21 protein-coding genes and 1 pseudogene are annotated in these 25,001 nt (G+C 74.3%); 11 read left to right on the top strand and 11 right to left on the bottom strand.

The genetic code is table 11. The features are described 5' to 3' along the window. Positions 1-8: 8 nt before the first annotated feature. The 3 genes from GA0070610_RS03135 to GA0070610_RS03125 form a co-directional block, all read right to left on the bottom strand. The gene (locus GA0070610_RS03135; protein WP_172896638.1) at positions 9-914 is read right to left on the bottom strand and encodes a Gfo/Idh/MocA family protein; all 906 of its coding nucleotides are present in this window, start codon (positions 912-914) and stop codon (positions 9-11) included. Between the two features lie 164 nt (positions 915-1,078). Next, positions 1,079-2,302, bottom strand: coding sequence for a glycosyltransferase (locus GA0070610_RS03130; protein WP_088998628.1), 1,224 nt, complete (start codon positions 2,300-2,302; stop codon positions 1,079-1,081). 89 nt (positions 2,303-2,391) lie between these two features. After that, the gene (locus GA0070610_RS03125) at positions 2,392-3,804 is read right to left on the bottom strand and encodes a glycosyltransferase family 2 protein (protein ID WP_088998627.1); all 1,413 of its coding nucleotides are present in this window, start codon (positions 3,802-3,804) and stop codon (positions 2,392-2,394) included. 318 nt (positions 3,805-4,122) lie between these two features. Between GA0070610_RS03125 and GA0070610_RS03120 the strand changes: the two genes are divergently transcribed. Together GA0070610_RS03120 and GA0070610_RS03115 are read left to right on the top strand one after the other, a co-directional pair. Beyond that, on the top strand, positions 4,123-4,518 hold the full coding sequence (locus GA0070610_RS03120) for a hypothetical protein (protein ID WP_392567284.1): 396 nt from the start codon (positions 4,123-4,125) through the stop codon (positions 4,516-4,518). Next, positions 4,511-4,998: pseudogene (locus tag GA0070610_RS03115) on the top strand (hypothetical protein). The gene GA0070610_RS03120 and the pseudogene GA0070610_RS03115 overlap by 8 nt, the downstream one beginning before the upstream one ends. On the opposite strand, the gene fabG reads toward GA0070610_RS03115, so the two are convergent. Continuing rightward, positions 4,971-5,729: a 3-oxoacyl-ACP reductase FabG gene (gene fabG, locus GA0070610_RS03110; RefSeq protein ID WP_088998624.1), complete on the bottom strand. Its 759-nt coding sequence runs from the start codon at positions 5,727-5,729 to the stop codon at positions 4,971-4,973. The pseudogene GA0070610_RS03115 and the gene fabG overlap by 28 nt on opposite strands. Before the next feature lie 140 nt (positions 5,730-5,869). Between fabG and GA0070610_RS03105 the strand changes: the two genes are divergently transcribed. Continuing rightward, positions 5,870-7,459, top strand: coding sequence for a DUF4139 domain-containing protein (locus GA0070610_RS03105; protein WP_088998623.1), 1,590 nt, complete (start codon positions 5,870-5,872; stop codon positions 7,457-7,459). 4 nt (positions 7,460-7,463) lie between these two features. Here GA0070610_RS03105 and GA0070610_RS03100 read toward each other — a convergent pair whose 3' ends face one another. After that, entirely contained in the window at positions 7,464-9,116 is a 1,653-nt protein-coding gene (locus tag GA0070610_RS03100; protein ID WP_088998622.1) for an alpha-amylase family protein, read from the bottom strand. Between the two features lie 147 nt (positions 9,117-9,263). On the opposite strand from GA0070610_RS03100, the gene GA0070610_RS03095 reads away from it, so the two are divergent. Both GA0070610_RS03095 and GA0070610_RS03090 read left to right on the top strand, forming a co-directional pair. Further along, positions 9,264-9,866 (top strand): DUF1349 domain-containing protein, encoded by a 603-nt coding sequence (locus GA0070610_RS03095; RefSeq protein ID WP_088998621.1) that lies wholly within the window; start codon positions 9,264-9,266, stop codon positions 9,864-9,866. Between the two features lie 85 nt (positions 9,867-9,951). After that, the gene (locus tag GA0070610_RS03090) at positions 9,952-10,620 is read left to right on the top strand and encodes a DedA family protein (RefSeq protein WP_088998620.1); all 669 of its coding nucleotides are present in this window, start codon (positions 9,952-9,954) and stop codon (positions 10,618-10,620) included. A 143-nt stretch (positions 10,621-10,763) separates the two neighbouring features. Here GA0070610_RS03090 and GA0070610_RS03085 read toward each other — a convergent pair whose 3' ends face one another. The 3 genes from GA0070610_RS03085 to GA0070610_RS03075 all read right to left on the bottom strand — a co-directional run bounded on the left by GA0070610_RS03085 (position 10,764) and on the right by GA0070610_RS03075 (position 13,522). Beyond that, the gene (locus GA0070610_RS03085) at positions 10,764-12,152 is read right to left on the bottom strand and encodes a chitinase (RefSeq protein WP_089003231.1); all 1,389 of its coding nucleotides are present in this window, start codon (positions 12,150-12,152) and stop codon (positions 10,764-10,766) included. 248 nt (positions 12,153-12,400) lie between these two features. Continuing rightward, positions 12,401-13,135 (bottom strand): membrane protein insertase YidC, encoded by a 735-nt coding sequence (yidC, locus tag GA0070610_RS03080; RefSeq protein ID WP_088998619.1) that lies wholly within the window; start codon positions 13,133-13,135, stop codon positions 12,401-12,403. 93 nt (positions 13,136-13,228) lie between these two features. Beyond that, positions 13,229-13,522 (bottom strand): DUF6412 domain-containing protein, encoded by a 294-nt coding sequence (locus tag GA0070610_RS03075; protein ID WP_231925888.1) that lies wholly within the window; start codon positions 13,520-13,522, stop codon positions 13,229-13,231. 165 nt (positions 13,523-13,687) lie between these two features. On the opposite strand from GA0070610_RS03075, the gene GA0070610_RS03070 reads away from it, so the two are divergent. From GA0070610_RS03070 to GA0070610_RS03055, 4 genes are all read left to right on the top strand, one after another. Next, positions 13,688-14,836, top strand: coding sequence for a carboxylate-amine ligase (locus tag GA0070610_RS03070; protein WP_172896367.1), 1,149 nt, complete (start codon positions 13,688-13,690; stop codon positions 14,834-14,836). 13 nt (positions 14,837-14,849) lie between these two features. After that, complete coding sequence (locus GA0070610_RS03065) at positions 14,850-16,229, top strand: FAD-dependent oxidoreductase (RefSeq protein ID WP_089003230.1); 1,380 nt, start codon at positions 14,850-14,852, stop codon at positions 16,227-16,229. 116 nt (positions 16,230-16,345) lie between these two features. Next, positions 16,346-17,764 (top strand): WGR domain-containing protein, encoded by a 1,419-nt coding sequence (locus tag GA0070610_RS03060; RefSeq protein ID WP_088998616.1) that lies wholly within the window; start codon positions 16,346-16,348, stop codon positions 17,762-17,764. Positions 17,765-17,847: 83 nt separating this feature from the next. Beyond that, positions 17,848-18,726 carry an aminoglycoside phosphotransferase family protein gene (locus tag GA0070610_RS03055; RefSeq protein ID WP_088998615.1) on the top strand — a complete coding sequence of 293 codons (879 nt, stop codon included), beginning with the start codon at positions 17,848-17,850 and terminating at the stop codon, positions 18,724-18,726. 70 nt (positions 18,727-18,796) lie between these two features. On the opposite strand, the gene GA0070610_RS03050 is transcribed toward GA0070610_RS03055, so the two are convergent. Next, complete coding sequence (locus tag GA0070610_RS03050) at positions 18,797-19,606, bottom strand: Fpg/Nei family DNA glycosylase (RefSeq protein WP_088998614.1); 810 nt, start codon at positions 19,604-19,606, stop codon at positions 18,797-18,799. Positions 19,607-19,713: 107 nt separating this feature from the next. Between GA0070610_RS03050 and GA0070610_RS03045 the strand changes: the two genes are divergently transcribed. Then, a complete protein-coding gene (locus GA0070610_RS03045; RefSeq protein WP_157747022.1) occupies positions 19,714-20,760 on the top strand; it encodes a glycosyltransferase family 2 protein in 1,047 nt (348 codons plus the stop codon). A 5-nt stretch (positions 20,761-20,765) separates the two neighbouring features. Beyond that, positions 20,766-21,785, top strand: coding sequence for a UDP-glucose 4-epimerase GalE (galE, locus tag GA0070610_RS03040; protein WP_088998612.1), 1,020 nt, complete (start codon positions 20,766-20,768; stop codon positions 21,783-21,785). Positions 21,786-21,821: 36 nt separating this feature from the next. On the opposite strand, the gene GA0070610_RS03035 is transcribed toward galE, so the two are convergent. Next, positions 21,822-23,339 carry a glycosyltransferase family 2 protein gene (locus tag GA0070610_RS03035; protein ID WP_089003229.1) on the bottom strand — a complete coding sequence of 506 codons (1,518 nt, stop codon included), beginning with the start codon at positions 23,337-23,339 and terminating at the stop codon, positions 21,822-21,824. A gap of 79 nt (positions 23,340-23,418) precedes the next feature. Further along, complete coding sequence (locus GA0070610_RS03030) at positions 23,419-24,768, bottom strand: glycosyltransferase family 4 protein (RefSeq protein WP_231925887.1); 1,350 nt, start codon at positions 24,766-24,768, stop codon at positions 23,419-23,421. Positions 24,769-25,001 lie beyond the last annotated feature (233 nt).

The raw sequence follows: 25,001 nt of genomic DNA, 5'->3' as shown, positions 1-25,001 counted from the left end.
CCTCCGGCTCAGACCGGCAGGTCGACGGTGCGGCCCTCGGCGCGGGCGGTCTCGGCGGCGGCCAGCACGGCGACGACCTCGCGGCCGAAGCGCACGTCGCAGCGGTGGTCCCGGGTGCCCGACCCGATCTCCTCGAGCAGTTGGTCGATCGCCACCCCGAGGGCGGTCGCCGGACTGCCGTCGCCGGCCGGAACGGTCTCGACGCCGTTCTCGCCGTAGAAGACGTACTCCCTGCTCACCGCCTCCTGCGGGGCGTCCAGGGTCAGCGACACCGTGCTGGTCGCGCCCCCGTCGTGGGTGAGGAGCAGGTGGACGAGCCCGCGCGGCCCGTCCATCGCGGCGACGCGGATGACCCGCCCGAGCACCGGCAGGATGAGCGACAGCGCGTGCGGGCCGATGTCCCACAGCGCGCCGTGCTCCCGACGCCAGGACGAGGCAGCGTACGGGCTGTCGGGCCGGAAGATGGACCCGAACCGGACCCCCCTGGCGGTGTGCCACCCGCCGACGGCGGCCGTCGAGGCGAGGAAGGCGGCGACGTCGGGCTGGTAGCGGCCCGTGAAGAAGACCACCGAGGCGACGCCCGCCGCCTGCGCGGCGTCCACCACCCGGTCGGCGTCGGTCACGCTCAACGCGAGCGGCTTGTCCAGCAGCAGGTGCCGGCCGGCGGTGGCCGCGCGGACCGCGATGTCGGTCTGGACGTCCGGCGGAAGGGCGACGGCGACCGCGTCGCAGGCGTCGACGAGCGCGTCGACGTCGTCGAACGCCGGCACCCCGTAGCGCTCGGCCAGGGCGGCGGCCTTGCCCGGGTCCCGGCCCCACACACCGGCGAACGTGACCCCCGGGTGCGCGTCCAGCGCCGCGCCGTGCGTCTCGGCCGCCCAGTGACCGGTGCCGAACAACCCGAACCGCACCACGAGAACCTCCACGTCGTCGTCACACCACGGTACCCGCGGCCGGGAGTCGCGCCGGGCCCGTGTCGGAAGTCGGGGGCGCGCCCGGCCGCAGCGTCCGGGACCGGTTGCCAGGGTCGTGGCGGCTGGGCCCCGCCGGTCCTGGACCGGCGGGGCGGGCCGCCCGCTCAGGCCCCCAGGGCGACGGTCAACCGCTTCGCGGCGACCTGCGCCGCGTCGGTGCGTACGACGCCGGCGAACTCGCGGGCCCGGGCGGCCACCTCCGGCCGCAGCGCGGCGCCGAGAGCCTCGGTCAGCGACTCGACGGTCGGCACCGAGCCGGGGTGTGCGGTGCCGATGCCGAGCGCGGACACCCGGCGCGCGAAGTAGTGCTGGTCGTACACCTGCGGGACGACGACCTGCGGCGTCCCGGCCCGCGCGGCCGTGGTCGTGGTGCCCGAGCCGCCATGGTGGACCACCACGGCCACCTCCCTGAACAGCGCCTGCTGGTTCACCTCGCCGACCACCAGGCAGTCGGGTGCCCGATCGCTCAGCGAGAGCGGCGCCCAGCCCCGCGAGACGATCAACCGGCAGCCGACCGCACGCACGGCCTGCACGGCCGTCTCCAGCAGGCCCGGTGGTGCGGCGACGCTGCCGAATCCGACGTAGACGCACGGCCCACCGGCGTCCAGGAAGGTCGTCAACTCGGCGGGCAGGGCCCGCTCGTCCGGCAGGAGCCAGGCACCCGGCTGGAAGACGGCCGGATCGGCGGCGTCCGGCCAGGGTGCCAGGGTCGGGTCGGTGGCCAGCCACGGCTGGTCGGTGTGGATGTGGTCGCTGACGTCGTCGACGGTGCCCAGCCCCACCGCCGACCGCAGCGCGTTGAGGGGCGCGGCGAAGGTGTCGTTGACGTGCCGCAGGTTGGCGGCCCACAGGTCGCGGTTGTCGGCCGACGCGGGCGCCGGCGCCTCCCCGAGCATTGGCAGCGGTAGCGGAGGGTGGTGCGGTGAGGGCAGGGCCGCCGGGCAGAGCGCCGCGAAGACGTACGGGATGCCGCGCTTCTCCGCCACGGTACGGGCGGCGATCTGGAGGCCGGTCGACGCGACGAGGACGTCACAGTCCCGGGCGGCGGCCGACAGCACCTCGAACTGGATGCCGATGGAGGACTCGGCCAGCTTGCGCACCTGTGCGGGCGAGGGTTTGGGCACGGCGGCCCGCGACCTGGGCGCCGCCGACCTGCGCCAGGGCGGGCCGATGGGTACGAAGGGAATCCTGAAGGTGGCCACCCAGCGGGCGAAGTCCGGCGGGGCGCAGAGGCGGACCTGAAGGCCGAGGGCCTTCAGGCGCGACGCGAGCGCCACCAGTGGTTGGACGTCGCCACGCGACCCGAGAGTCGACAGCAGTACACGCATGACACTCGCCTTCCCGTCTTTTACGGCGGATCCGGGCGTGGTGGGACAGGCCCGACACCCTTGTCGGGCCCGGCCGCACCGTCGATCTGCTATCCCCGCGTCGTGGAACGCCCCGGCGCCAGTGCCGGGGGTCGCGCCTTGACGGCGGTCCGAGCGGGTACCCGGCGCGTGGCGCCGGCCGCGGGCTGGAGGGCCCGCAGGGTCAGTACGTGGCCGAGCCCCTCGACCGCGCGCAGTTCGGCCGTGCACGCCGCGGCCTGCGCCTGGCGCAGGTAGTCGAGCGTCTGCGGGTCGGCGGCGCACATCCCCGGCGTCGAGTCGGCGGTGGCGACCAGGTGGACCTCGCCGGCCAGCAGCAGCGAGGCGGAGATGAACTGGCAGAGTTCCGGCCACAGCAGGTACCGCCAGAAGTCCACGCTGATCACCGCGTCCAGGCTGCCCGGCGGCATGGGCGGGGCGACGCCGAGCAGGTGGAAGTTCGTCCGGCCGATGGGCGCGGCGTAGTCGAAGGTCAGCGCCGAGGCGGGCAACCCCGACTCGGCGCGGCCGGTGCCGATCCAGAGCGTGCGGTGCCCCCGCAACTGGCCGGCGAGGCGCGCGGCGGCGGGCCCGATGGCGCAGGCCGACCGCTCGACGCACTCGTCGATGAGCGCCCGGTAGTGCAGGATCCGTCGGATCGCCTCGTACCCCATGACGGCGGTGAGGAACTCCCACTCGAGGCACGGATAGAGCCGGGCGGCCTGCTGGAAGTTGGCCTTCATCTCCATCCAGTTGCGGGTGATGTTCTTGTGGTGCGGCAGGTGGACGACCCGGGCATCGTCGTCGTAGCCGAAGTTGACGCCGTCGGGCAGGCTGCGGTCGACGCGGTAGAACAGCTCGACGTCCTCCACGCCGTAGCTCAGGCCGAACGCCTCCCGGTAGCCACCGACCTGCGCGAAGTGCGCGCTGGACAGCGAGATGTTGTGCGTGTAGGCGATGACCCAGCCGGCCCGGAGCCACTCGCCGCCGTCGTCCGGGAGCCCCGTCCCGAAGCGCAGGTCGCCGCCGTGCGGGAATGCGCGCGCGATCGCGTGCGACTCCCCGGCCAGCACGGCGGGCAGGTCCGCGAGGCCGATCTCGTCCCGCCGGCCGATCAGCACCGCCGCGTTGCCGGGCGTGCTGTGCCAGGCCAGGTGCCGCTCCAACAGGTCGGGCACCGCCCACGAGTCGGCGTCGAGGAAGACCAGCAGGGGCGCGGAGGCACGGCGCGCCCCCTCGTTGCGGGCGACGGAGCGGCCCTTGCGCTGGGCGAGTTCCAGCACGCGCAGGCGGAGACCGGCGCCCTCGGCGAGGGCCTCGGCGTACCCGTCGGACGAGCCACCGTCCCGGACCACGATGACCTCGAAGCGTTCCGGCGGCAACGTCTGGCGGGTCAGCGCCCTGAGGGTCAGCGCGAGGCACTGCGGGTCCTGGTACGTCGGCATCACCACGCTCAGCCCCGCAGGGATGGTGGGCAACGACATGGCGATCCTCTCCGTCAGACGGGCTTGCCGTCAGAGGTCGGCGACGTCGTCAGAGGATAACGCTCCGCAACGGCGTCCTTACGCATAAATAGGGGTCGATAGGGGTGCACTGTCCCTTCACGACAGTCGTCGCCTCGGCCGGACCCATACCCACGCTCGCCCGAACCCACACCGGGCGGATGCCGGACATCCGGGGACCGGATCCGTCGACCCGGCACCGACGCCGCCGGGTCGCCGAGGCGGGGCGGCGGGTGGCGGGGTGTACTACGCGGGTTAGTAGGCTGTGCCGGTGACCGAACCGCACTCCGGATGGCCCCGGTGACCAGCGCAGCGACGGCGGGTTCGCCGGTGGACGGGCTCCTCGCGACAGCCTCGATCGTGTCGTCGCTCCTCGTCGCCGCCTGGGCGCTGGTCGCCACGCTGCGGCACCGCGCGCCGGACCGGGTGCAGCTCGCCGGCCTGGCCGCGCTGGAGGTGGCGCTGCTCGCGCTGGCGGTGGTGGCGCTGGTCGCCCTCGGCGGCGGTGAACGGCCGGACGAGCCGGGCGCCTTCTTCGGGTACCTGGCGACGCTGGTGTGCCTGCCGCCGCTGGCCTGGGTGCTGGCCCGGATGGAGCCGACGCGCTGGGGCTCGGCGATCGTCTGCGCGGTCTGCCTCGTCACGCCGGTGGTCGTCGTACGACTCCAGCAGACGTGGGAGGTGCTCGGTGGCTGACGTACGCGCCCCGGAACGGAAGCGGACCAACGCCGGCCCCGGACGGCTGCTGATCGCGGTCTACCTGCTCTTCGCGATCGCCGCGACGAGCCGCGCCGGCCTCCAGATCGCCACGAAGTTCGACGAGGCGCCCGTGGCGTACCTGCTCTCGGCCCTCGCCGCGGCCATCTACGTCGTCGCGGCGGTGGGGCTGGCCCGCGCCGGCGCGGCCGGCCGGCGCGTCGCCCTGGCGTGCTGCGCCGTGGAGCTGGCCGGGGTGCTCGGCGTCGGCACCCTCAGCCTCGTCGAGCCGGAACTCTTCCCCGACGAGACGGTCTGGTCGCGGTTCGGCAGCGGGTACGGCTACATCCCGCTGGTCCTCCCGGTGCTCGGCCTGCTCTGGCTCTGGCGCACCCGCCCCGCCGCGGCCTGATCCCCGGCGGGCGGGTGCCCGCCGGGGCGTACGCGGGGGGTCAGTCCTTGGGGCCGCCGGCCACGTAGATGACCTGGCCGGAGACGAAGGAGGCACCCTCGCTGGCGAGGAACGAGATGGTGTGCGCGATGTCCTCGGGGCGGCCGACCCGGCGTACCGCGATCTCCGACTCGGCGTGCTTCTGGAGGGCCTCGAAGTCGACCTTCATCCGGGCGGCGGTGGCGGCGGTCATGTCGGTGACGATGAAGCCGGGCGCGACCGCGTTGACGGTCACCCCGAACGGGCCCAGCTCGATGGCGAGGGTCTTGGTGAAGCCCTGGAGGCCGGCCTTCGCCGCCGAGTAGTTCGCCTGCCCCCGGTTGCCGAGCGCCGAGGTGCTGGAGAGGTTGACGATCCGGCCCCACTTCGCCTCGACCATGTGCTTCTGGGCGGCCTGGCTGAACAGGAACGCGCCGCGCAGGTGCACGCCCATGACCGTGTCCCAGTCGGCGTCGGTCATCTTGAACAGCAGGTTGTCGCGGAGCACGCCGGCGTTGTTGACCAGCACCGTCGGGGCGCCCAGTTCGGCGGCGACCCGCTGCACGGCCGCCTCCACCTGGGCCCGGTCGGACACGTCCGCGCCGACGCCGAGCGCCCGGCCGCCGGCGGCGACGATGGCGTCCACGGTCTCCTTGGTCGCGGACTCCTCGATGTCGACCACGGCGACCGCGAGGCCGTCGGCCGCCAGCCGCCGGGCGGTGGCCGCCCCGATCCCCCGCGCCGCCCCCGTGACGATGGCGACCCGCTGCTCCTCCGACATGCCTACCTCCCGGTAACTTGCGCTCGATCGAAGGAGCTTAACCCAGGCGTACGCGGCGCCGGCCCGACGCGGGACGCCGGCTCCCGTGGCCCCGTCGCGGCCGACGAGGTCACGAGCGTCGTCCGGCTACGCTCGCCGCCGTGGAGGCAGTGGAGATCGAAGCACCCGTCGTCGGTGTCACCGTCTATCCGGACCGGGCCCGGGTCACCCGCCGGGGTAGCACCAGGTTGGGCGCCGGCGAGCACCGGGTACGCGTCGCGCCGCTGCCGCTGGGCGTGCGGCGGGACTCGCTGCGCGTCGGCGGCCGGGGCGCGGCCACCGTACTCGGCGTGGACGTCACGACCTGGCGGCAGGCACGCAGCGCCGACGGGCAGGTCCGCGCGCTGGAGCAGCGCAGCCGAGAGCTGGCCGACGAGCTGGCCGAGGTCGACGACGCGTACGAGATCGAGACGCAGCGGGGGCAGTTCCTCGCCCGGCTGGCCGACCGGGCCGGCGCCACGTACGCCCGCGCGCTTGCCTCCGGCGACGCCGCCCCGACCGACGTGGCCGCCTTCGCCGACTCGGTGGCGGGCCAGCTCGCCGACTCCCGGCGCCGTCGGCGCGGGCTGGACCGGCGGCGTACCGACCTGGCCGAGGAGCGGGCGGCCGTCGAGCGGGAGCTGGAGGCCGCGAGCGGCAAGCGGGCACCGGACCGGCTGGCCGCCGAGGTGACGGTGTCGGTGGACGCCGACGACGTCGAGCTGGACCTGGAACTGACCTACCTGGTCGACGGGGCCCGCTGGCAGCCCTCCTACGACGTGCGGCTCGTCGACGACGCCGTGACCGTCACCTGGTTCGGCCTGGTCAGCCAGGACACCGGCGAGGACTGGCCGGAGTGCGCACTCGAACTCTCGACGGCCCGCCCGGCGACGGCGACCCGCGTACCCGAGCTGACGCCCTGGTACCTCGACCGGGTCCGGCCGGTGCCGCCGCCGATGCCGATGGCGGCGGCGGCGGGCTTCGGCGCGATGCCGGCGCCCGCGGCTCCCGGCGCGGCACCCGCCGGCGCGGTGGCCCGGTCCGGCCCGCCACGCCCCAAGGTGCGCGAGAGCGCGGCCACGGTCGAGCAGGGCGTCACGGCGGCCACCTACCGGCCGGCCCGCCCCGTCGCGGTGCCGGCGGACGGCAGCGCCCACCGGGCCACCATCGCCGTGCTGGAGCTGCCGGCCCGGTTGGACCACGTGACCGCGCCGGTCCGCGCGACCGAGGCGCACCTGCGGGCGACCGTACGCAACACCTCGTCGCACACGCTGCTCCCCGGCCCGGCGGCGGTCTTCCACGGTGCCGACTTCGTCGCGGCCACCCGGCTGCCGACGTGGGCGCCCGGCGAGGAGACCGAACTGGCCCTCGGGGTGGACGACCGGGTCCGCGTGGAGCGCGAGCTCAGCCGACGCTCCGACACCCGCGCCACCCTCGGCTCGACCCGGCGGCGCGACGTGGAGTACCGGATCAGCGTCGCCAACCACACGCCCCGTCCGGCGACCGTGGAGGTGCGCGACCAGCTTCCGGTGTCGCGCGACGAGGCAGTGGTCGTACGGGAACCGACCCTCGTCCCGCCCCCGGCCGAGCGCACGGAGCTGGGCGAGCTGACCTGGCGGCTGCGGCTCGGGCCGGGGGAGAGCGGGGAGATCACCCTGGGCTTCCGGGTCGAGCTCGCCAAGGGCGTCGAGCTGGCCGGCTGGCGGGAATGACCGGTCAGAAACCGCGGCCCCGGCAGAGGCGGATCCACCGGTAGCCGTAGCCGGCCACCTTCAGGCGGTCCAGCTTGCCGACGTCGCCGTAGTTGCGGTCGGCGAGGACGTCGATGGGCAGGTCAGCCTCCGGCTCCAGCGTGCTGAGGTCCACCTCGGCGTCGGTGGTGCCGAGGTTGTGCACGAAGACCATCGTGCCGGCGCGGCCGTCGGCCCGGTGCGCCAGCACCCCCGGCGGCATCGTCACGTCGATGTGGGTCGTCGACCCCGAGCCCACCTCGGGGGCCTCCCGGAGCGTACGGATCATCCGCTCGAACCAGGCGAGCAGCGACTTCTGGTCGCTGCGCTGGGCGGTCACGTTGACCTTCTCGTACGAGAACTCGCCCTTGTCGATCACCGGGCGGACCAGCTTCTCCGGGTCGGCCGTGGAGAAGCCGGCGTTCGGCTGGTACGACCACTGCATCGGGGTGCGGATCGCCTCCCGGCCGGGCAGCGAGAGGTCCTCCCCCATCCCGATCTCCTCGCCGTAGCGCAGCACCGGCGTGCCGCGCAGCGAGAACTGCAACGCGTACGCCAGCTCGATGCGGCGGCGGTCGTTGCCGAGCATCGGGGCGAGCCGGCGGCGGATGCCCCGGTCGTAGATGCGCATGTTCTCGTCCGGGCCGAACTGCGCGTACACCTGGTTGCGCTGCTCGGCGGTGAGCCGGGAGAGGTCGATCTCGTCGTGGTTGCGCAGGAACGTGGCCCACTGCCCGCCCTCGGGCAGCGCCGGGGTGTCCCGCAGCGCCTCGATGATGGGCTCCGGGTCCTGCCGGGCGAGGGCCAGCATCAGGCGCCCGTTGAGCATGAAGTCGAAGAGCATGTGCAGCCGGTTGCCCGAGCCTCCGCTGTCGGCGAAGAAGGTCGGCAGCTGGTCGGGCTCGACGTTGGCCTCGGCGAGCAGGACGGCGTCGCCCCGGCGCCACTGCACGTGCTGGCGCAGCTCGGTGAGGAACTCGAAGTCCTTCGGGGAGCCCGGGTTGCCCGGCTCGGTCAGCTCGATGATGAACGGCACCGCGTCCATCCGGAAGCCGGAGACGCCGAGCTGGAGCCAGAACGACATGATCTTCTTGACCTCGGCACGGACCGCCGGGTTGGCCATGTTCAGGTCCGGCTGGAACTTGTAGAACCGGTGGTAGTACCAGGCCTTGGCGGTGCGGTCGTAGGTCCAGGTCTCGTGCTGCTCGCCGGGGAAGACCATGCCCTGGTGCCGGTCGGCCGGCTCGTGGTCGGCCCAGACGTACCAGTCCCGGTACGGCGAGTCGGGCGACGAGCGGGCGGACTGGAACCACGGGTGCTCGTTCGAGGTGTGGTTCACGACCAGGTCGATGATCACCCGGATGCCGCGGTTCTGCGCCTGGTGCAGCAGCTCCGCGAAGTCGCCGAGGGTGCCGAAGCGCGGGTCGACGTTGTAGAAGTCGGTCGCGTCGTAGCCGTCGTCGCGGTTGGGAGACGGGTGGATGGGGTGCAGCCAGAGGCAGGTCACGCCCAGCCGGGCGAGGTAGTCCAGCCGGCCGATGAGCCCCCGGATGTCACCGACGCCGTCGCCGTCGGAGTCCGCGTACGTGTCGATGTCGAGGCAGTAGACGACCGCCTCCGAGTACCACCTGTCAGCCATGCCGAACTTATGTCTCCGATCCCGCGTACCCCCAAACACCGGGGCCGGGTACGGCCCGTCAGTGAACGTGGACGAGCCTGCCTGTCGTCCCGGCCGTCGCGCCCGAGGGGCGGCGCCCGGGCGAGCACCGGCGGTACGGTCACCGGCATGGGAGACGGGCAGCGGCCGATCGACTGGGCCGAGGGTGAGTGGTGGAACGAGCCGGTGCTGGTCGAGGGCGGGCCGGCGGGCGACCTGCTGGTGCAGCCGGCCGGGGGCAGCGACCTGTGGCGGCACACCTCGTACGGCTTCGTCCACGACGACGCCCCGGCGCTGCTCGCGCCGCTGCCCACGGGCGAGGCCGTGGAGGTGAGCTTCGTCCTCGACTACGGCGAACAGTTCGACCAGGCCGGCGTGCTGGTCCGGGTCGACGAGCGGAACTGGGTCAAGGCCGGGGTGGAGGTCAGCGACGGCCAGCCGCAGGTCGGTGCCGTGGTGACTCGCGAGGTCTCCGACTGGTCGGTCGCCCCGGTGCCGATCTGGGCCGGGCGGGAGGTGACCGTGCGGGTCAGCCGCGACCGGGACGCGCTGACCGTACGGGCCCGGGCCGACGACGAGCAGTGGCGGCTGGTGCGGCTCGCCCCGCTGGCGCCGCAGGCCGTGGCGGTGGCAGGGCCGTACTGCTGCTCCCCCACCCGGGCCGGCCTGCGGGTCCGGTTCACCGGCTGGCGGCGGGGGCCGGCCGACGCCGAACTGCACCCGCAGAGGTGACCGGTGGTGGCCCGGCTCACGGGCAGGTGTGACGGCCGGGCCGCAGGGTAGATGACTCCGATCGGACCCGGCCGAGAGGATCGCGATGGCATTCGCCGAGAACGTCGACCCGACCGAACTCGGCGGCCTGACCGGTTGGGTGGCGGGGGTGATCGACGCCGCCGGTGCCATCGGGGTGGCCCTGCTGGTCGCCCTGGAGAGCATCGTCCCGCCGATTCCGAGCGAGATCGTCCTGGCGATGGCCGGCTACCTGGCCAGCGAGGGACGCTTCAACGTCGTGCTGGTGGGGCTCGCCGCCACCGCCGGCTCCCTGGGCGGGGCGCTCGCCCTCTACTGGCTGGGCGCGGCGGCCGGCGAGGACCGGCTCAAGCGCTGGCTCGACCGGCTGCCCCTGGTCGACCTCGACGACCTGGAGAAGGCCGACCGCTGGTTCGAGCGGCACGGCCGGTGGGCGGTGCTCTTCGGCCGGATGATGCCGGTGGTACGCAGCCTGATCTCCATCCCCGCCGGAGCCAACCGGATGCCGCTGCCGGAGTTCATCGCGTTCACCACGCTGGGCAGCGGCATCTGGAACGCGCTCTTCGTCGGCCTGGGCTACGCGCTCGGCTCGCGCTGGCAGCAGATCGAGCAGTACAGCAAGTGGTTCGACTACGGCATCATCGCCGTCTTCGTCGTGATGATCGCCTGGTGGGCGGTCAAGAAGACCCGTCGCCGCCGCACCCGCCAGCGCGACCACGCGGACGCCACCCCCTGACCCACCCCCGCTCCCTCCCGCCCCCACCAGCGTCGATCATGCAGTTGCGGCGCCCGGTGTGACCGCTCGCGCGGCTTCTGCGGACCACCACGACTGCGTGACCGGCGCTCGGGTGGGGTGGAGGAGGGCGGGCGGGAGAGGGGTCAGGGGAGGGTCTTCAGGTGGGGGGCCACCGTGCGGGCGAAGGTGCTGCCGTTGGTCACGTCCCAGTTGACCGACCAGGTCATCGCGCCGCGGATACCCGGGTAGGTGCGCGGCGGGCGGAAGCTGCCGCAGTTGGTGCCCCGGGCCAGGCAGTCCAGCGCGGCGTTCACCACGGAAGGCGCGACGATGCCGCCGCCGGCCGCGCCGGGGCCGGCCGGCAGGCCGAGGCCGACCTGGTCCGGGCGGAGCCCGGCCTCCAACTGGATGCAGGCCAGCGCCACGATGAAGTTCACCGTCCCCTGGGCGTACGCGGCGTTGCGGTCGCAGCCGAGCATCGCTCCCGAGTTGTAGAACTGGGTGTTCACGACGGTGAGGATGTCCTTGATGGCGAGCGCCAGCTTGAAGTAGCTGCTGCCCGGGGACTGCATGTCGATGGTCTGCGGGGCCATCGCGATGATCAGTCCCGCGCCGACCTTGGCACGTAGCGAACGCAGCGCCTGCGCCATGTAGGTCGGGTTCAGCCCGTTCTCCAGGTCGATGTCGACGCCGTCGAAGCCGTACCGCTGGATCAGCGCGTGGACGCTGTCGCTGAACGCGACCGCGGAGGCGGCGTCGTTGACCGCCACCCGGCCCGTCTCGCCGCCGACCGAGATGATCACCTTCTTGCCCCGGGCCTGGAGGGCGCGTACGTCGGCGGAGAAGTCGGCGTCGGTGTAGCCGCCGAGGGCGGCGGACAGGCCGGGGTCGACGGCGAAGGCGACCGCGCCGGGGGTGGCGGTGGCGTCGGCGAAGGCGACCGCGACGACGTCGTAATCGGCGGGCACGTCACGCAGTCGCAGCTCGGCGGCCGGGTTGTCGAAGTTGTGCCAGTACCCGGTGAGGATGTGCTTCGGCAGGCCGGTGTTCGGCGGCGGGCTCGTCGGGGGCGGGGTGGTCGGGGGCGGGGTCGTCGGCGGTGCGGTGGTCGGAGGCGCGGTGGTGGGGCTGGTGCCGCCGCCGCACGCCGCGCCGTTGAGCTGGCAGTTGGTGGGCGCGCCCGGCCCGGAGCCGAGAAAGCCGAACGAGACCGAGGCCCCCGGGACGATGCGGCCGTTCCAGGACCGGTTGGTGAAGGTGTGCCGCTGGCCCGAGGAGGTCAGCAGCGCGTCCCAGTAGCTGCCGACGCTGGTCCCGGCCGGCAGGTCGAAGGCGACGGTCCAGCCGTCGACCGTGGCCCCGCCCCCGTTCGTGATCGTGTACTTCCCTTCCCAGCCCGAGCCCCAGTCGGACGTCTTGACGAAGCTGGCGGTCACTCCGGCAGCGAACGCGGGCATCGCCACCCACACCGCGCCGAGCGCCGCGACCACCGCTGTGACCAGCGAGAAAACCAGAGATCTGGATCGTTTCACGACACCCTCCACGCCCGGACGCCATCCATCGGCATCGACATTCACGCCTATTATTAAGAGTGTTAACTGTTTCTGTCCAGAGCTGGCGCGGACAACAGCCCACTTCACTCACCGTGACTGGCTGTGCGGGAACTCTCGACGGTCGACGGCAACAGTCCCCTGGGCTCGATACCACACAGGTATTTTTATGCCCTACAGGTATCACCGTCCTGCGGCAAGGTTCCGCGGCCCCCATCGATGGCATGGCGTCAAGCCGGCACCGGACGCGGACGGCGCAGCACCGCCTGCTCCGCCGCCGACCAGGCGGTGGTGGTCACCAGGTAGATCACCGCGGCGAGCGGCAGCACCAGCGCCACCAGCACGGTCGCGTACGGCAGCAGCGGCAGCACCCGGCCGAGCACGGCCGCGCCGGGCCCCTCGCTCGGCGTACCGGCCACCGTTCCCGTCGCCGCCGCCGCACGCCGCATCCGCCGCGACGTCCACCAGGCGAGCGCGAGCAGGGCCGCCAGCAGGGCGCCGAACAGCGGCAGCGTCCCGCCGCCCAGCCCGTCGCCCAGGTGGTGGCCCAGCGGCACGCCGGCCAGCCGCTCGTCCAGCAGCCCCGTGCCGCCCTCGGCGGTGGTGAAGAGCCGGTACATCACCAGCAGGACCGGGGCCTGGAGCAGCAGCGGCAGGCAGCCGGAGACCGGGCTGGCGCCGTTGGCCCGGTAGAGCGCGAACAACTCGCCCTGCAACCGGGCGGGGTCGTCCGCGTACCGCCGCTGAAGGGCGTGGACCTCGGGGGCGAGCGCCGTGCGGCGCCGCTCCCCGCGCACCTGCGCGAGGGTCAGCGGCGAGATCAGCAACCGGACGACGACGGTGAGGACGACGATGGCGGCGGCCGTGGCCGCGCCGCCGGCCAGCGGTTCGAGCAGAGTGGTGAACCAGGTGAGCGCGCGGCCGGCGGTGCCGACGGCGTCGTGCAGAGGTGCGAAGGCGAGCATGGGTGACCCCTCGGTCCGATTCCGGAATGCCGGCCCGGCGGTGGGAGTCGCCGGGATGGGCGGGTGAACGGCGGAATCGACCGCGCGGCGGTGCTACGCGGCCGAGGGGTGCGGCCCCGGCGCGCGGGGCCGGGGCCGCCCGGCGGCGTCCGGGTCGACCTGTCGGGGCACCCGGCGATGGCGGGCCCGGGCGCGCAGGGCGGCGGCCCGGCCGGCCCGGGGCACGTCGGTGACGCCGGCCGCGTGCGCCGCGAACGCGACGGCGAGCAGCGCCACCGCGACGAACGCGGCCCCCGCGAGCAGCCCGGCCGGGCGATCGGCGAGCAGCGTCAGGTGGACGAGGGCGTACGCCCACATCCCCGACGCGATCCCCAGCGGCCCCGGCACGACGATCAGCCTAGGACCCGTTGTCACGCCGCCCGGCCGGTTCGGCTGGTGCCGGCGATCGGCGGGCGACACGCCGGGCCGCGTTTCCCCGCCTCCACACGGTGGGTAACCACTGACCGACCGGCGCGGACGGGCCGCTACCGGGGCGAACGGACGGTGGTGACGATGACCGGCCAGGTGGCGGAGGCTCCGAGCGGTACGGCTGAGGGGACCGACCTGCTCACGGTGGGTGTCGAGGAGGAGTTCCTGCTCGTCGACCCGCACACCGGGGCGGCGGTGCCCGCCGTCGACCTCGTCATGGAGCAGGTGCCGCCGGAGCTGCGCGGGCAGGTGGAGCGGGAGTTCCAGACCAGCCAGATCGAGATCGGCAGCCCGCCCGGCCTGGAGCTCTCCTCGATCCGGCACTCCCTCGGCGTGCTGCGGGCCGCGCTCGCCGACGCGGCCGAGCGCGCGGGCGTACGGCTGCTCGCCATCGGCACCGGGCCGGTCGACGGTCCCGTGCCGCCGGTGGTCGACAAGCCCCGCTTCGACCGGATGATCGAGCGGTTCCGCCTGCTGGTCCCCGGCCCCGGCAACAACGGCATGCACGTGCACGTCGGGGTGCCCGACCCGGACACCGGGGTGCAGGTGCTCAACCACGTCCGGCCCTGGCTGCCGGTGCTGCACGCGGTGACCACCAACTCCCCCTTCGCCCGGGGCGAGGACACCGGGTACGCGAGCTGGCGGTCGGTGGAGTGGGAACACTGGCCGTCGGTGGCACCCACCCCGTTCCTGGAGTCGCACGAGCACTACGAGCGGCTGATCGGGCAGCTCATCGCCAGCGGGATGATGCTCGACGAGGGGATGCTCTACTGGTATGCCCGCCTGTCGGCCAAGTACCCGACGGTGGAGATCCGGATCGGCGACGTCTGCCCGTCCGTGGACGACGCGGTGCTCGTCGCCGCCCTGGTCCGGGCCATGGTGGCGACCGCGCTGGACGACATGGCCGCCGGGCGGCCCGCCCTGCGCACCGACCACCACCTGCTGGTCGCCGCGCACTGGCGGGCGGCGCACGACGGGCTGGAGGGTGACGGCGTCGACCTGACCGACGGCGAGCTGCGGCCGGCCTGGAAGCTGTTCGACCAGTTCGTCGAGCGGCTGCGCCCGGCGCTGGAGCGCCACGGCGACCTCGACGAGGTGACCGACCTCGTCGCGGGGCTGCGCCGGCACGGCACCGGGGCGGCCCGCCAGCGGGCGGTCTTCGCGCGTACCGGCAAGCTCGTGGACGTGGTCTCCGACGTCGCGCGGCAGACCCGCGGCGCGGACCGCTCGTGACAGGATGGTGCCCGTGGCGCAACGGCTGATCGTCATCGGTGGGGACGCCGCGGGAATGGCGACGGCGTCCCAGGCGCGGCGGCGCCGCGACCGCGGCGACCTGGAGATCGTCGCCTTCGAGCGGGGGCACTTCACGTCGTACTCGGCGTGCGGGATCCCGTACTGGATCAGCGGGCTGGTGCCCGAGCGGGACCAGTTGATCGCCCGCGATCCGGAGACGTTCCGGGAGAAGTTCGACATCGACGTCCGGCTCCGGCACGAGGTGACCGCCATCGACCTCGACCGGCGCGAGGTCGTCGCGCGGGACCTCGAAGGCGGCGGCGAGGTCCGGGAGCGCTTCGACACCCTGATGTACGCCACCGGAGCGCTGCCGAAGAAGCCCGGCTGGGCCGACACCGACGCCGGCGGGGTCTTCGGGATGCAGACCCTCGACGACGGCGCCGCGCTGCGCGCCTGGCTGGACGCCGAGCCCCGGCCGCGCCGGGCGGTGGTGATCGGCGGCGGCTACATCGGCGTGGAGATGGCCGAGGCGCTGATCCAGCGCGGGCTGGCCGTCACCCTGGTCGAGCAGGCCGAGCAGCCGATGGCCACCGTGGACCCGGACATGGCCGAACTGGTCACCGACGCGATGCGGGGCATCGGCGTCACCATCCGTACCGGTCTCGGGGTGACCGGCCTGGAGGAGACCGGGGGCCGGGTGTCCGCTGTGGTCACCGCCGAGGGGCCCATCCCCGCCGACGTGGTCGTCCTGGGTCTGGGCGTACGCCCCAACACCGCGCTCGCGGAGGCCGCCGGCCTGCCGCTGGGCACCACCGGCGGGATCCGGGTGGACCGCCGGATGCGGGTGCAGGGGGTGCCGGACGTCTGGGCCGCCGGCGACTGCGTGGAGACCGTGCACCGGGTCACCGGGCTGCCGGTGCACGTGCCGCTGGGCACCCACGCCAACAAGCAGGGCCGGGTCGCCGGCATCAACATCGGCGGCGGGTACGCCACCTTCGCGGGGGTGATCGGCACGGCCGTCACCAAGGTCTGCGAGCTGGAGGTGGGGCGCACCGGGCTGCGCGAGAAGGACGCCGCGGCGGCGGGGTTCGAGTTCGTCTCGGTGATTGCCGAGTCGACCAACCGCGCCGGCTACTACCCGGGCGCCCGGTCCATGACGGTGAAGCTGATCGCGGAGAAGCCCAGCGGGCGGCTGCTCGGGGCGCAGATCGTCGGCTGGTCCGAGGCGGCCAAGCGGATCGACACCCTCGCGGTGGCGCTGTGGAACGGCATGACGGTGGACGACATGACCGCGCTCGACCTCGGCTACGCCCCGCCGTACGCCCCGGTCTGGGATCCGGTGCTGATCGCCGCCCGCAAGGCCGTCGACGCCTTGGCCGCTGTCGGCCGCTGAGGCGGGAGCGCCCCCGGAACCCGCGCAGGGCTTTGTCGGGGGTGGCGGTTAGCGTGTGCCCGCGCTCGCCGCGCCGGCCACGTCGGGCCGGTCGCTGACCCTCTCGGAGGCACCCCATGTCGCAGGAGACGACCTACCTCGAACTGTCCGAAGTGGATGGTGCGCACAAGTTCTACGAGGTCGTCGTCGACGACGCCGCGTTGACCGTCCGCTACGGCCGGATCGGCGACCAGGGCCAGGTCAAGTCCACGGCCTACGCCGACAACGCCAAGGCCCGCGCGGCGGCGGCGAAGAAGATCGGCGAGAAGGTCCGCAAGGGCTACGCCCCGGCCGTGCCGGGGGTGCGGCAGAAGCGCGCCGTCTCCCGGCGGCAGATCGTCAGCACCCGCTCCACGGCCCGCACCGCCCCGGTGCTGTGGCGCTACGACTCCGGCGCCCCCGCCTTCGGCATCTTCGTCGACGGGCAGAGCTGCATGGTCGGCAACGAGCGGGGCGTCATCACCACACTCGGCCACGACGCCCGGGTGCTGAACCAGGTCCGCCTTCCCGACGGGGTGAAGTGCATCGTCGCCGACGACGCCTGGATCTACGCGGGCTGCGACGACGGCAACGTCTACGACCTGTCCGGCAAGGTGCCCCGGGTGGCCTACGAGATCGCGCCGGAGATCGACATCTACTGGCTGGACATCCACGACGGGGTGCTGGGCGTCTCCGACGCGGGCGGCGGCGTCGTGGCCGTCGACCACGAGGACGAGTTCCTCTGGCGCCGGCAGGGCCGTGGTCGGTCGGCGTGGATGGTGCGCTGCGACGCCGACGCGCTCTACCACGGCCACTCGCGGGGCGTGACCGGCTACGACTGGCGTACGGGCCGGGAGCTGTGGCACACCCCGACCGGCTCGGTGCTCTTCGGCTGGCAGGAGCCCGGCGCGGTGTTCGCGGGCACCGGCACCCGGGAGGTGGTGCGCCTCGCGAAGGACGGCCGCGCCGAGCGCAGCTACCGCTGCGACGCCCCGGTCTTCTCCTGCGCCACGGCCGAGGGCGGCCGGTACGTCTTCGCCGGCGACAGCCAGTCCTCGATCTACTGCTTCGACCAGGCCGGCAACCGGCTGTGGAAGCTCGGCACCGGCTGCGGCTCGGCCTACTCCATGCAGTACCACGAGGATCGACTCTACGTGGTCACCACCGGCGGCTACCTGGCCTGCATCGACGCCAGCGAGCCGGCGATCCGGGCGGCGGAGGGCGGCAGCGTGCCGGAGGTGGTCGACGTCAAGGCCCCGCCCCGGATGCCCGAGCCGGCGGCCTGGACGACGGTCGAGGTGACCAGCGACGTCGACGGCGGCGTCATCGTGCAGTGCGTCGAGGACCGGGGCCGGCTGCGGGTGCACGTGGTCTCCCCCGGCTACCACCGGGACTGGTCCGTGCAGTTCCCCAAGGGCATCCGCGAGCCCGGCGCGCGCTACCTGGTCACCCAGGTCCGTGAGTCCGGCCGGGGCGGCTTCTACCGCGCCCACGGCGACATCCGCCGCCTCCGCTGACCTCTCCCGAGGCGGGCGGTGGGTGGGTGGGCCAGCGGGAGGGTGGGCCAGCGGGAGGGCGGCGTGGGGTTCAGGATGGGCGGGTGGAATCGGAACTCCTGATCCCGGACGGGCTGGGCTGGGTGCGGAACGTGGCGGCCGGGCGGGAATGGCTGGCGGCGCTGCCGGAGCGGGTGGCCGCCTGCGCCGAGCGCTGGTCGCTGCGGCTCGGGCCACCCTTCCCGTACGCCTTCGCGTCGCTGGCCCTGCCTGCGGAGCTGCCCGACGGCACGCCGGCGGTGCTGAAGCTCCAGTACCCGGACCCCGACAGCGTCCACGAGGCGACGGCGCTGGAGTGCTGGGCCGGGGCGGGGGCGGCCCGGCTGCTCGGGCACGACCCGCGGCGGCGGGCGCTGCTGGTCGAGCGGTGCGTGCCCGGCACGCCGCTGCACGCCCTGCCCGCCGACGCGGCGCTGGACGTGGCGGTCGGGCTGCTGCCCCGGCTGTGGCGACCGGCCGGCCCGCCGTTCACCCCCCTCGCCGAGGAGGCCGCCGGCTGGCTGGAACGGCTGCCGGCGAAGTGGGAGCGGGCGGGCCGGCCGTACGAGCGGCGGCTGGTCGACGCGGCGCTGGGGTCGCTGACGGACCTCGTCGGCAGCCAGGGCACTCAGGTGCTGGTCAACCAGGACCTGCACGCCGGCAACGTGCTGCGGGCGACCCGGGAGCCGTGGCTGCTCATCGACCCGAAGCCGCTGACCGGCGAGCGGGAGTTCGGCGTGGTGCCGCTGGTGCGCGGCGCGGAGCTGGGGCACTCGCCGGAGGCCGTACGGCACCGGCTGGACCGGCTCAGCGCGGAGCTGGGGCTCGACCGGGAGCGGGTACGCGGCTGGACGATCGGGCAGACGCTGGCCTGGAGCATCGCCGAGGGACAGGTGTTCCCCCGCCAGGTGGAGGTGGTCCGCTGGCTGCTCGGCGAGGGCTGAGAGCCGCCCGCCCGCACGGACGGGGCAGCTCGACAGCGGTGCGGTGGTCACGGCCCCGGTGGGCCACCGGTCATCCGGGTTGGCAGGTGGGGCACCAGTAGAGGTTGCGGCCGGCCAGCCCGCCCCGGCTCACCGGCGTGCCGCAGACGTGGCAGGGCTCGCCGGGGCGGCGGTAGACGTACACCTCGCCGCCGTGCCGGTCGACCCGGGCGGGGCGGCCCATCGCCTCGGGCAGGTGCGCGTCGCGGACGGTGTCGATCCGGCCCCGACCGACGGCGAGCCGCATCAGCGCCACCAAATCGGCCCAGAGCGCGTCCCAGCCGGCGCGGGTCAGTCGCCGGCCGGGCAGCGTCGGCGGCAGACCGGCCCGGAACAGCGCCTCGGTGACGAAGATCAGCCCGGTGCCGGCCACCACCGACTGGTCCAGCAGCAGCGCCGCGAGCGGCGTCGGGCTGCGGGAGATCCGGGCGTACGCCCGGTCGGGGTCGGCGTCGGCGCGCAGCGGGTCGGGGCCGAGCCGGCCGCGCAGCGCCGCCACCTCGGGCGGGGTGAGCAGCTCGCAGGCGGTGGGGCCGCGCAGGTCCAGCCAGTGCCGGTCGCTGGTCAGCCGCAGCCGCACCTGACCGACCGGCTCCGGCGGCTCCCCGGCGCCGTCGGCGAACCTGCCGTAGAGCCCGAGGTGCACGTGCAGGGTCAGCTCGCCCGCGTGGTGGTGCAGCAGGTGCTTGCCGTACGCCTCGGTGGCCTCCAGGACCGTGCCGGAGAGGCGGGCCGCGCCCTCGGCGAAGCGGCCCTGCGGGCTGGCGACGTGCGGCTTGTCCCCGCCGAACAGCTCGGCGTGCCGCGCCGCCAGGCGGTGGATGGTGTGTCCCTCTGGCACGGGTGCCAAGGATAGCCAGCGCGGGGACCGGGCCGGCTCGCAGAATGTCAGGCCGAGTTCACCTGCGCGTGGCGGGACGGTCGGGCCGCCTCGGCATAGTCCCAGCCGTGGACGGTGCCGAGACCCCAGCCGACCGCCCGACGTTGTCCGTCGTCGTTCCGGTGTACGGCGTCGAGGCGTACCTCGCGACCTGCCTCGACTCGATCCTCGCCCAGCCGGGCGCCGAGGACGGGGAGGTCGTCGCGGTCGACGACGCCTCGCCGGACGGCAGCGGGCGGCTGCTCGACCGGTACGCCGCGCGCGACCCCCGGGTGCGGGTGGTCCGCCTGGCCGAGAACGCCGGCCTGGGCGGCGCCCGCAACGCCGGCGTGGCCCGGGCCACCGGCGACTACCTCTGGTTCGTCGACGGCGACGACTGGCTGCCGCCCGGCGCGGTCGCGGCGGTGCGGGAGCGGCTCGCGGACACCCGCCCGGACGTGCTGATCGTCGACCACGCCGAGGTGTTCCCGGACGGCCGGGTGGTGGCCCGGCCGTCCGGGGCGGCCCTCGGGGGGCGGCACCTGCCGCTGCGGCTCGCCGACCGGCCCGAGCTGCTCATGCTCGCCCAGTCCGCGTGCACCAAGCTCGTCCGCCGCGCGTTCCTGGCCGAGTCGGGGCTCTCCTTCCGGCCCGGCTGGTACGAGGACTGCGCCTACAGCCATCCCCTGCTGATCGCCGCCGGCAGCATCGACGTGCTGGAGCGGGACTGCTACCACTACCGGCAGCGCCCCCGGGACCGGATCACCGCCACCCTGAGTACGCGGCACTTCGAGGTCTTCGACCAGTACGCCTCGGTGTTCGGCTGGCTGGCCACCGTCGGCGGCGACGCCCCGGACCGCTTCGGGCCCGACCTGTTCCGCGTCATGCTCGACCACTACCTGGTCATCGTCGGCAACGACTTCCGGCTGCCGCCGGAGACCCGCCGCGCGTTCTTCCGCCGGATGGCGGCGGACTACCGGCGGTGGCTGCCTCCCGCCGGCTACCCCCGGCCGGGCGGGATCGCCGGGCTCAAGCACCGGATGGTGCGCCACGACGCGTACCTCGTCTGGGCGGTCCTGCGGGCCGCGCACCGCGCGGCGGGCCGGCTGCGGACGCGGGCCGGGACGAAACGGTGAGGAACGTGAAGTACCTGATCACCGGCGGCGCCGGCTTCATCGGCAGCACCGTCGGTTCCGCGCTGCTGGACCGGGGCATCACGCCGGTGATCCTCGACGACCTGTCGACCGGCCGGGCCTCCTTCGCGGCCGGCCGCCCCTTCTACCGGGGCGACGTCGCCGACGGGGACCTGGTCGACCGGATCTTCGCCGAGCATCCCGAGATCCGGGCCACCGTGCACTGCGCCGGGGTCATCGTCGTGCCCGAGTCGACCCGCGACCCGCTGCGCTACTACCGGGAGAACCTCGCGAAGTCCGTCGAACTGGTCCGTCACCTGGTCCGCAACGGGTGCCGTCGGGTGCTGTTCAGCTCCACCGCCGCCGTCTACCGGCCGGGTGCGGACTTCGCGGTCGACGAGTCCTCCCCCGTCGACCCGGTCAGCCCGTACGCCCGCACGAAGGCGATGGTCGAGGCGGTGCTCGCCGACTGCGCGCGGGCCGGTGAGCTGCGGGCGGTGGCGCTGCGCTACTTCAACCCGATCGGCGCCGATCCCCTGCTGCGCACCGGGCTGCAACTGCGCCACCCGACGCACGCCCTGGGTCGCATGATCGAGGCGGCCAGCACCGGCACGGAGTTCCGCGTCACCGGCACGGACTGGCCCACCCGCGACGGCAGCGCCGTCCGGGACTACGTCCACGTGTGGGATCTCGCCCAGGCCCACGTGGCGGCGCTGGCCCGCTTCGACGAGGTGGCGGCCGCCGGCCCGCACGGGTACACCGCGCTCAACATCGGCACCGGGGTCGGCACCACGGTGCGGGAACTGCTGGCCGCGTTCGCCGCGGTGACCGGGCGGCCCCTGCCCTACCGGGAGGCTCCCCGCCGGTCCGGCGACGTGCCGGGGGTCTACAACCGCAGCCGCCGCTACCAGGACCTGCTGGGTTGGTCGCCGCGCTTCGGCGTCGAGGACGGCATCCGGCACGCGCTGGAGTGGCGGGCGCTCGACGACCGCCGGCACCTGGCCGCTGCCCCGCTCGCCCTGCGGTAGCCCCGGCCGGTTCCGGAGCCGGCGCGCGGCGGGGCGTCAGGAGGGGCGGCGGGCGGTCAGCCGGGCGAGCACCCGCCGAGGGGTCAGTGGCACCACGGAGATCATCAACCGGCCGCTGCCGTCGGTCACCGGCGACACCGCGTACCAGCGTCGTCCCCGCCGCCGGACCATCGGTCGGGGGAACCGGACCCGGCGGGGCGCGCGCAGCGGCGCGCTCCCGGGCCGGCCGTCGGGCGCGGGCAGCGTCAGGTGTACGGCACGGCGCTGCCCGGTCACCGCGCTGGCGCGCAGCACCTCGGTCACGCTGATCCGGGCCCGCAGCGTGGTGCCGCCGGTGGCCGTCGCGGGACGTACGTCGCCGGCCAACTCGCCGGCGGTGAGTCGCGGCGGCCCCGGGCAGAGCCGGCCGAGGTCGGGCAGGGGCGTACGCAGGTCGAGGACGAGAGCCGGTCCGGCGTCGGCGTCGCGGTCCCAGCCGATGCCGGTGACCTCGAAGCGGGCCAGCCAGTCCACGGCGTCGGTGACGTCGAAGACGTCGTCGGGCAGCCGGCCGTGCGACGCCCGGAAGCCCGGGTACGCCGCGTACCGCCGGGCGCCCTCGACGACCGTCGGCGGCACGCCGCGCTCCGCGTCCTCCCGGATCACGTCGACCAGGTCGTCGGGCGTGCCGTGCTCGGCGACCCCGATCCGCAGCCGGGTCTCCACCGGCAGCCGGCCCCGTACGGCGGCGGTGAGGTGCCGCCCGGCCAACTCCCGTACGCCGGCGTGCAGCAGCCGCCGGGTCGGCGCGTCCAGCCGGAGGAAGTCGTCGTCGAGCAGGGCCGCCACCTCGAAGCGGAAGTAGCGCCGCAGCACCGCGTCCCGCTCGTCGCCCGGCGGGATCAGGCCGACGGCGAACTCCACGAGCCGCCGCGCGCAGTCGAGCCGCTCCTCCGCCCGGCTCAGGTAGGTGATGTTGCGGGCGTTCAGCCGCCGCACCGCGTGGTAGTAGTCGTAGTCGGCGAGGACCGTGACCCGGGCTGCCCGGTGGCACGCCTCCAGGGTGAACGGCTGGTCGCTGCCGATCGGCATGTCCTCCGGGTACCGCAGCCGGTGCCGCTCGACGAGTTCCCGCCGGAACAGCTTGGTGTTGGCCAGCGACAGCGGCAGGGCCGAGTCGGCCAGCCCGACGTCCACCGCCGTGCGGGCGAAGACCTCCTGGTGGACGTGGCGGCTGTTCACCCCCACCACCCGGCCGAGGACGACGTCGGAGCCGTACCGGTCGGCGGCGGCCACCAGCCGCTCCAGCGCCTCGGGGCCGAGGCGGTCGTCCGCGCCGACGAAGAAGACGTACCGCCCGGTGGCCAGGTCGAGGGCCCGGTTGCAGGGCGCCGCCGGGCCGCCGGAGTTGGGCTGGTGCACGACGGTCACGGTGCCCGGATACCGGCGGGCGTAGCGGTCGAGCTGCCGGCCGCTGCCGTCGGTCGATCCGTCGTCCACCGCCACGATCCGCATCCGGTCCAGACCGATGCTCTGCCCGAGCAGCGAATCCAGGCATCCGGTGAGGTACGGCATCGTGTCGTACACGGGCAGGATCACCGTCACGTCGGGCGGCGGGGAGCCGTCCCGGTGCCCCTGGTCGACGGCCACCGGGTCAGCCGACACGGCCGTACGCGTCCGCCCCGCCGGCGACGGCCGCCGGCACCAGCCGGGCGTAGACCCGGTCGAGTTCCACGGCCTGCCGCTCCCACGTCCACCCGGCCAGCAGGGCCGGATCGTCGTACGCGGCCCGGTACCGGCCGGGGTCGGCGAGCACGGCACGGACGGCGCGGGCGAGGTCCCCGGCGTCCCCGGCCCGGAACACCTCGCCCTGCCCGGTCGCCCGGACGGTGCCCGCCATGGTGCGCACGTCGCTGACCACGATGGGCAGCCGGGCGTGCGAGTACTCGAAGAACTTGGTGATTAGCGCGATCTCGTGGTTGGGCCAGTGCTGGATCGGGATCACCCCGAGGTCGGCCCCGGCGAGCAGCGGCACCACCTCGTCGTGCGGCACGTACCCCCGCACGTGCAGGCGCCCACCGACGCCGAGGTCGGCCGCCCGCGCCGCCAGCGACCGGACGTACTCGCCGTCTGGATGGTTGACCACCAGCGCGACGTGCACGCCGGGCAGCAGCGGCAGTGCCTCGACCAGGACGTCCAGGCCGCGCTGCGGCGCCGCGGCGCCGCTGTAGACCAGCAGCGGGTCGCCCGGCCCGAGGCCGAACCCCGCGCGGAGGGTCTGCGTGGCCCGTACCGGCTGGTCGGTCTCGCGGCGGTCGGGCGCGTTCAGCACCACGGTGGGCAGTTCGGGCAGGTCGTGCTCGCGTCGCAGCAGGCGGGCCAGCTCCGGCGAGACGGTCACCACCGCGTCGGCGTGGCGGGCGTACTCCCGTTCGTGCGCCAACTGGGCGGGCAGCCACCGCACGTTGTCGCTCCAGGGCTTGATGCCCGGCAGGAACTCGTGGGCGTCCCACACCAGGGCGGCCCGGCGGCCGGCGGCCCTGGCCCGCAGCAGCCCCCGCGCGCCCACGCCGAGCATCCGGAAGTCGTTGGCGTGGATCAGGTCGGGCGCCAGCTCGTCGAGCACCGGGCCGTAGGCGTGCTCGTAGCTCCACAGTGCCGGCTGCAACCGGCGCCAGGCGCGGTCGCCGTACAGCCGCAGGCACAGCCGGGTGTACGCCCGCTCGACGGGTGTCCGCAGGCCGAGGTGCCCGAGCAGCGCCGCCGCGTTCCGGCGCGGCGTGCGGGGCACCGGCGCGCCGGGACGGCCCATCGGCAGCAGCCGCACCAGGGCGTCGCCGATGTGCCACCGGTGCGGCTCGCCGTCGGGCGAGCGGCCCAGCAGGGTGACGTCCCAGCCGGCTTCGGCGGCCGACCGGGCCGACTTCTGCACCCGGGAGTCGCCCTGGACCGCGTTGTCGACCAGCATGACCACCCGGCCCCTGGCTCCGGCTCGAATCTCCATCGTCACCCTTCCCCGGCCGACGTGGCCGGCCGGCCGCGGAGATCCTATGGCCGGTCGAACCCCTTCTTCGGGCCGAACGGCAAGTCGACGACCGATGTTCACCCGGCGGCAAGCAAGCCCCCGGCCAGGCCGTCGGCGGGTGTACCGATCAGAGCGGGCGGGTACCGCAGGGCGTGTTACCGCGCGGCGGACCGCACCACTTCCGTCCGGCCGCGTCTGCCTCAGGAGGTGTG

Origin of the sequence: Micromonospora echinofusca (assembly GCF_900091445.1) — a bacterium.
Taxonomy (GTDB): Bacteria; Actinomycetota; Actinomycetes; order Mycobacteriales; family Micromonosporaceae; genus Micromonospora; species Micromonospora echinofusca.
The sequence above is the reverse complement of the archived record's forward strand: the minus strand, read 5'-3'. Positions and strand labels throughout refer to the sequence as shown.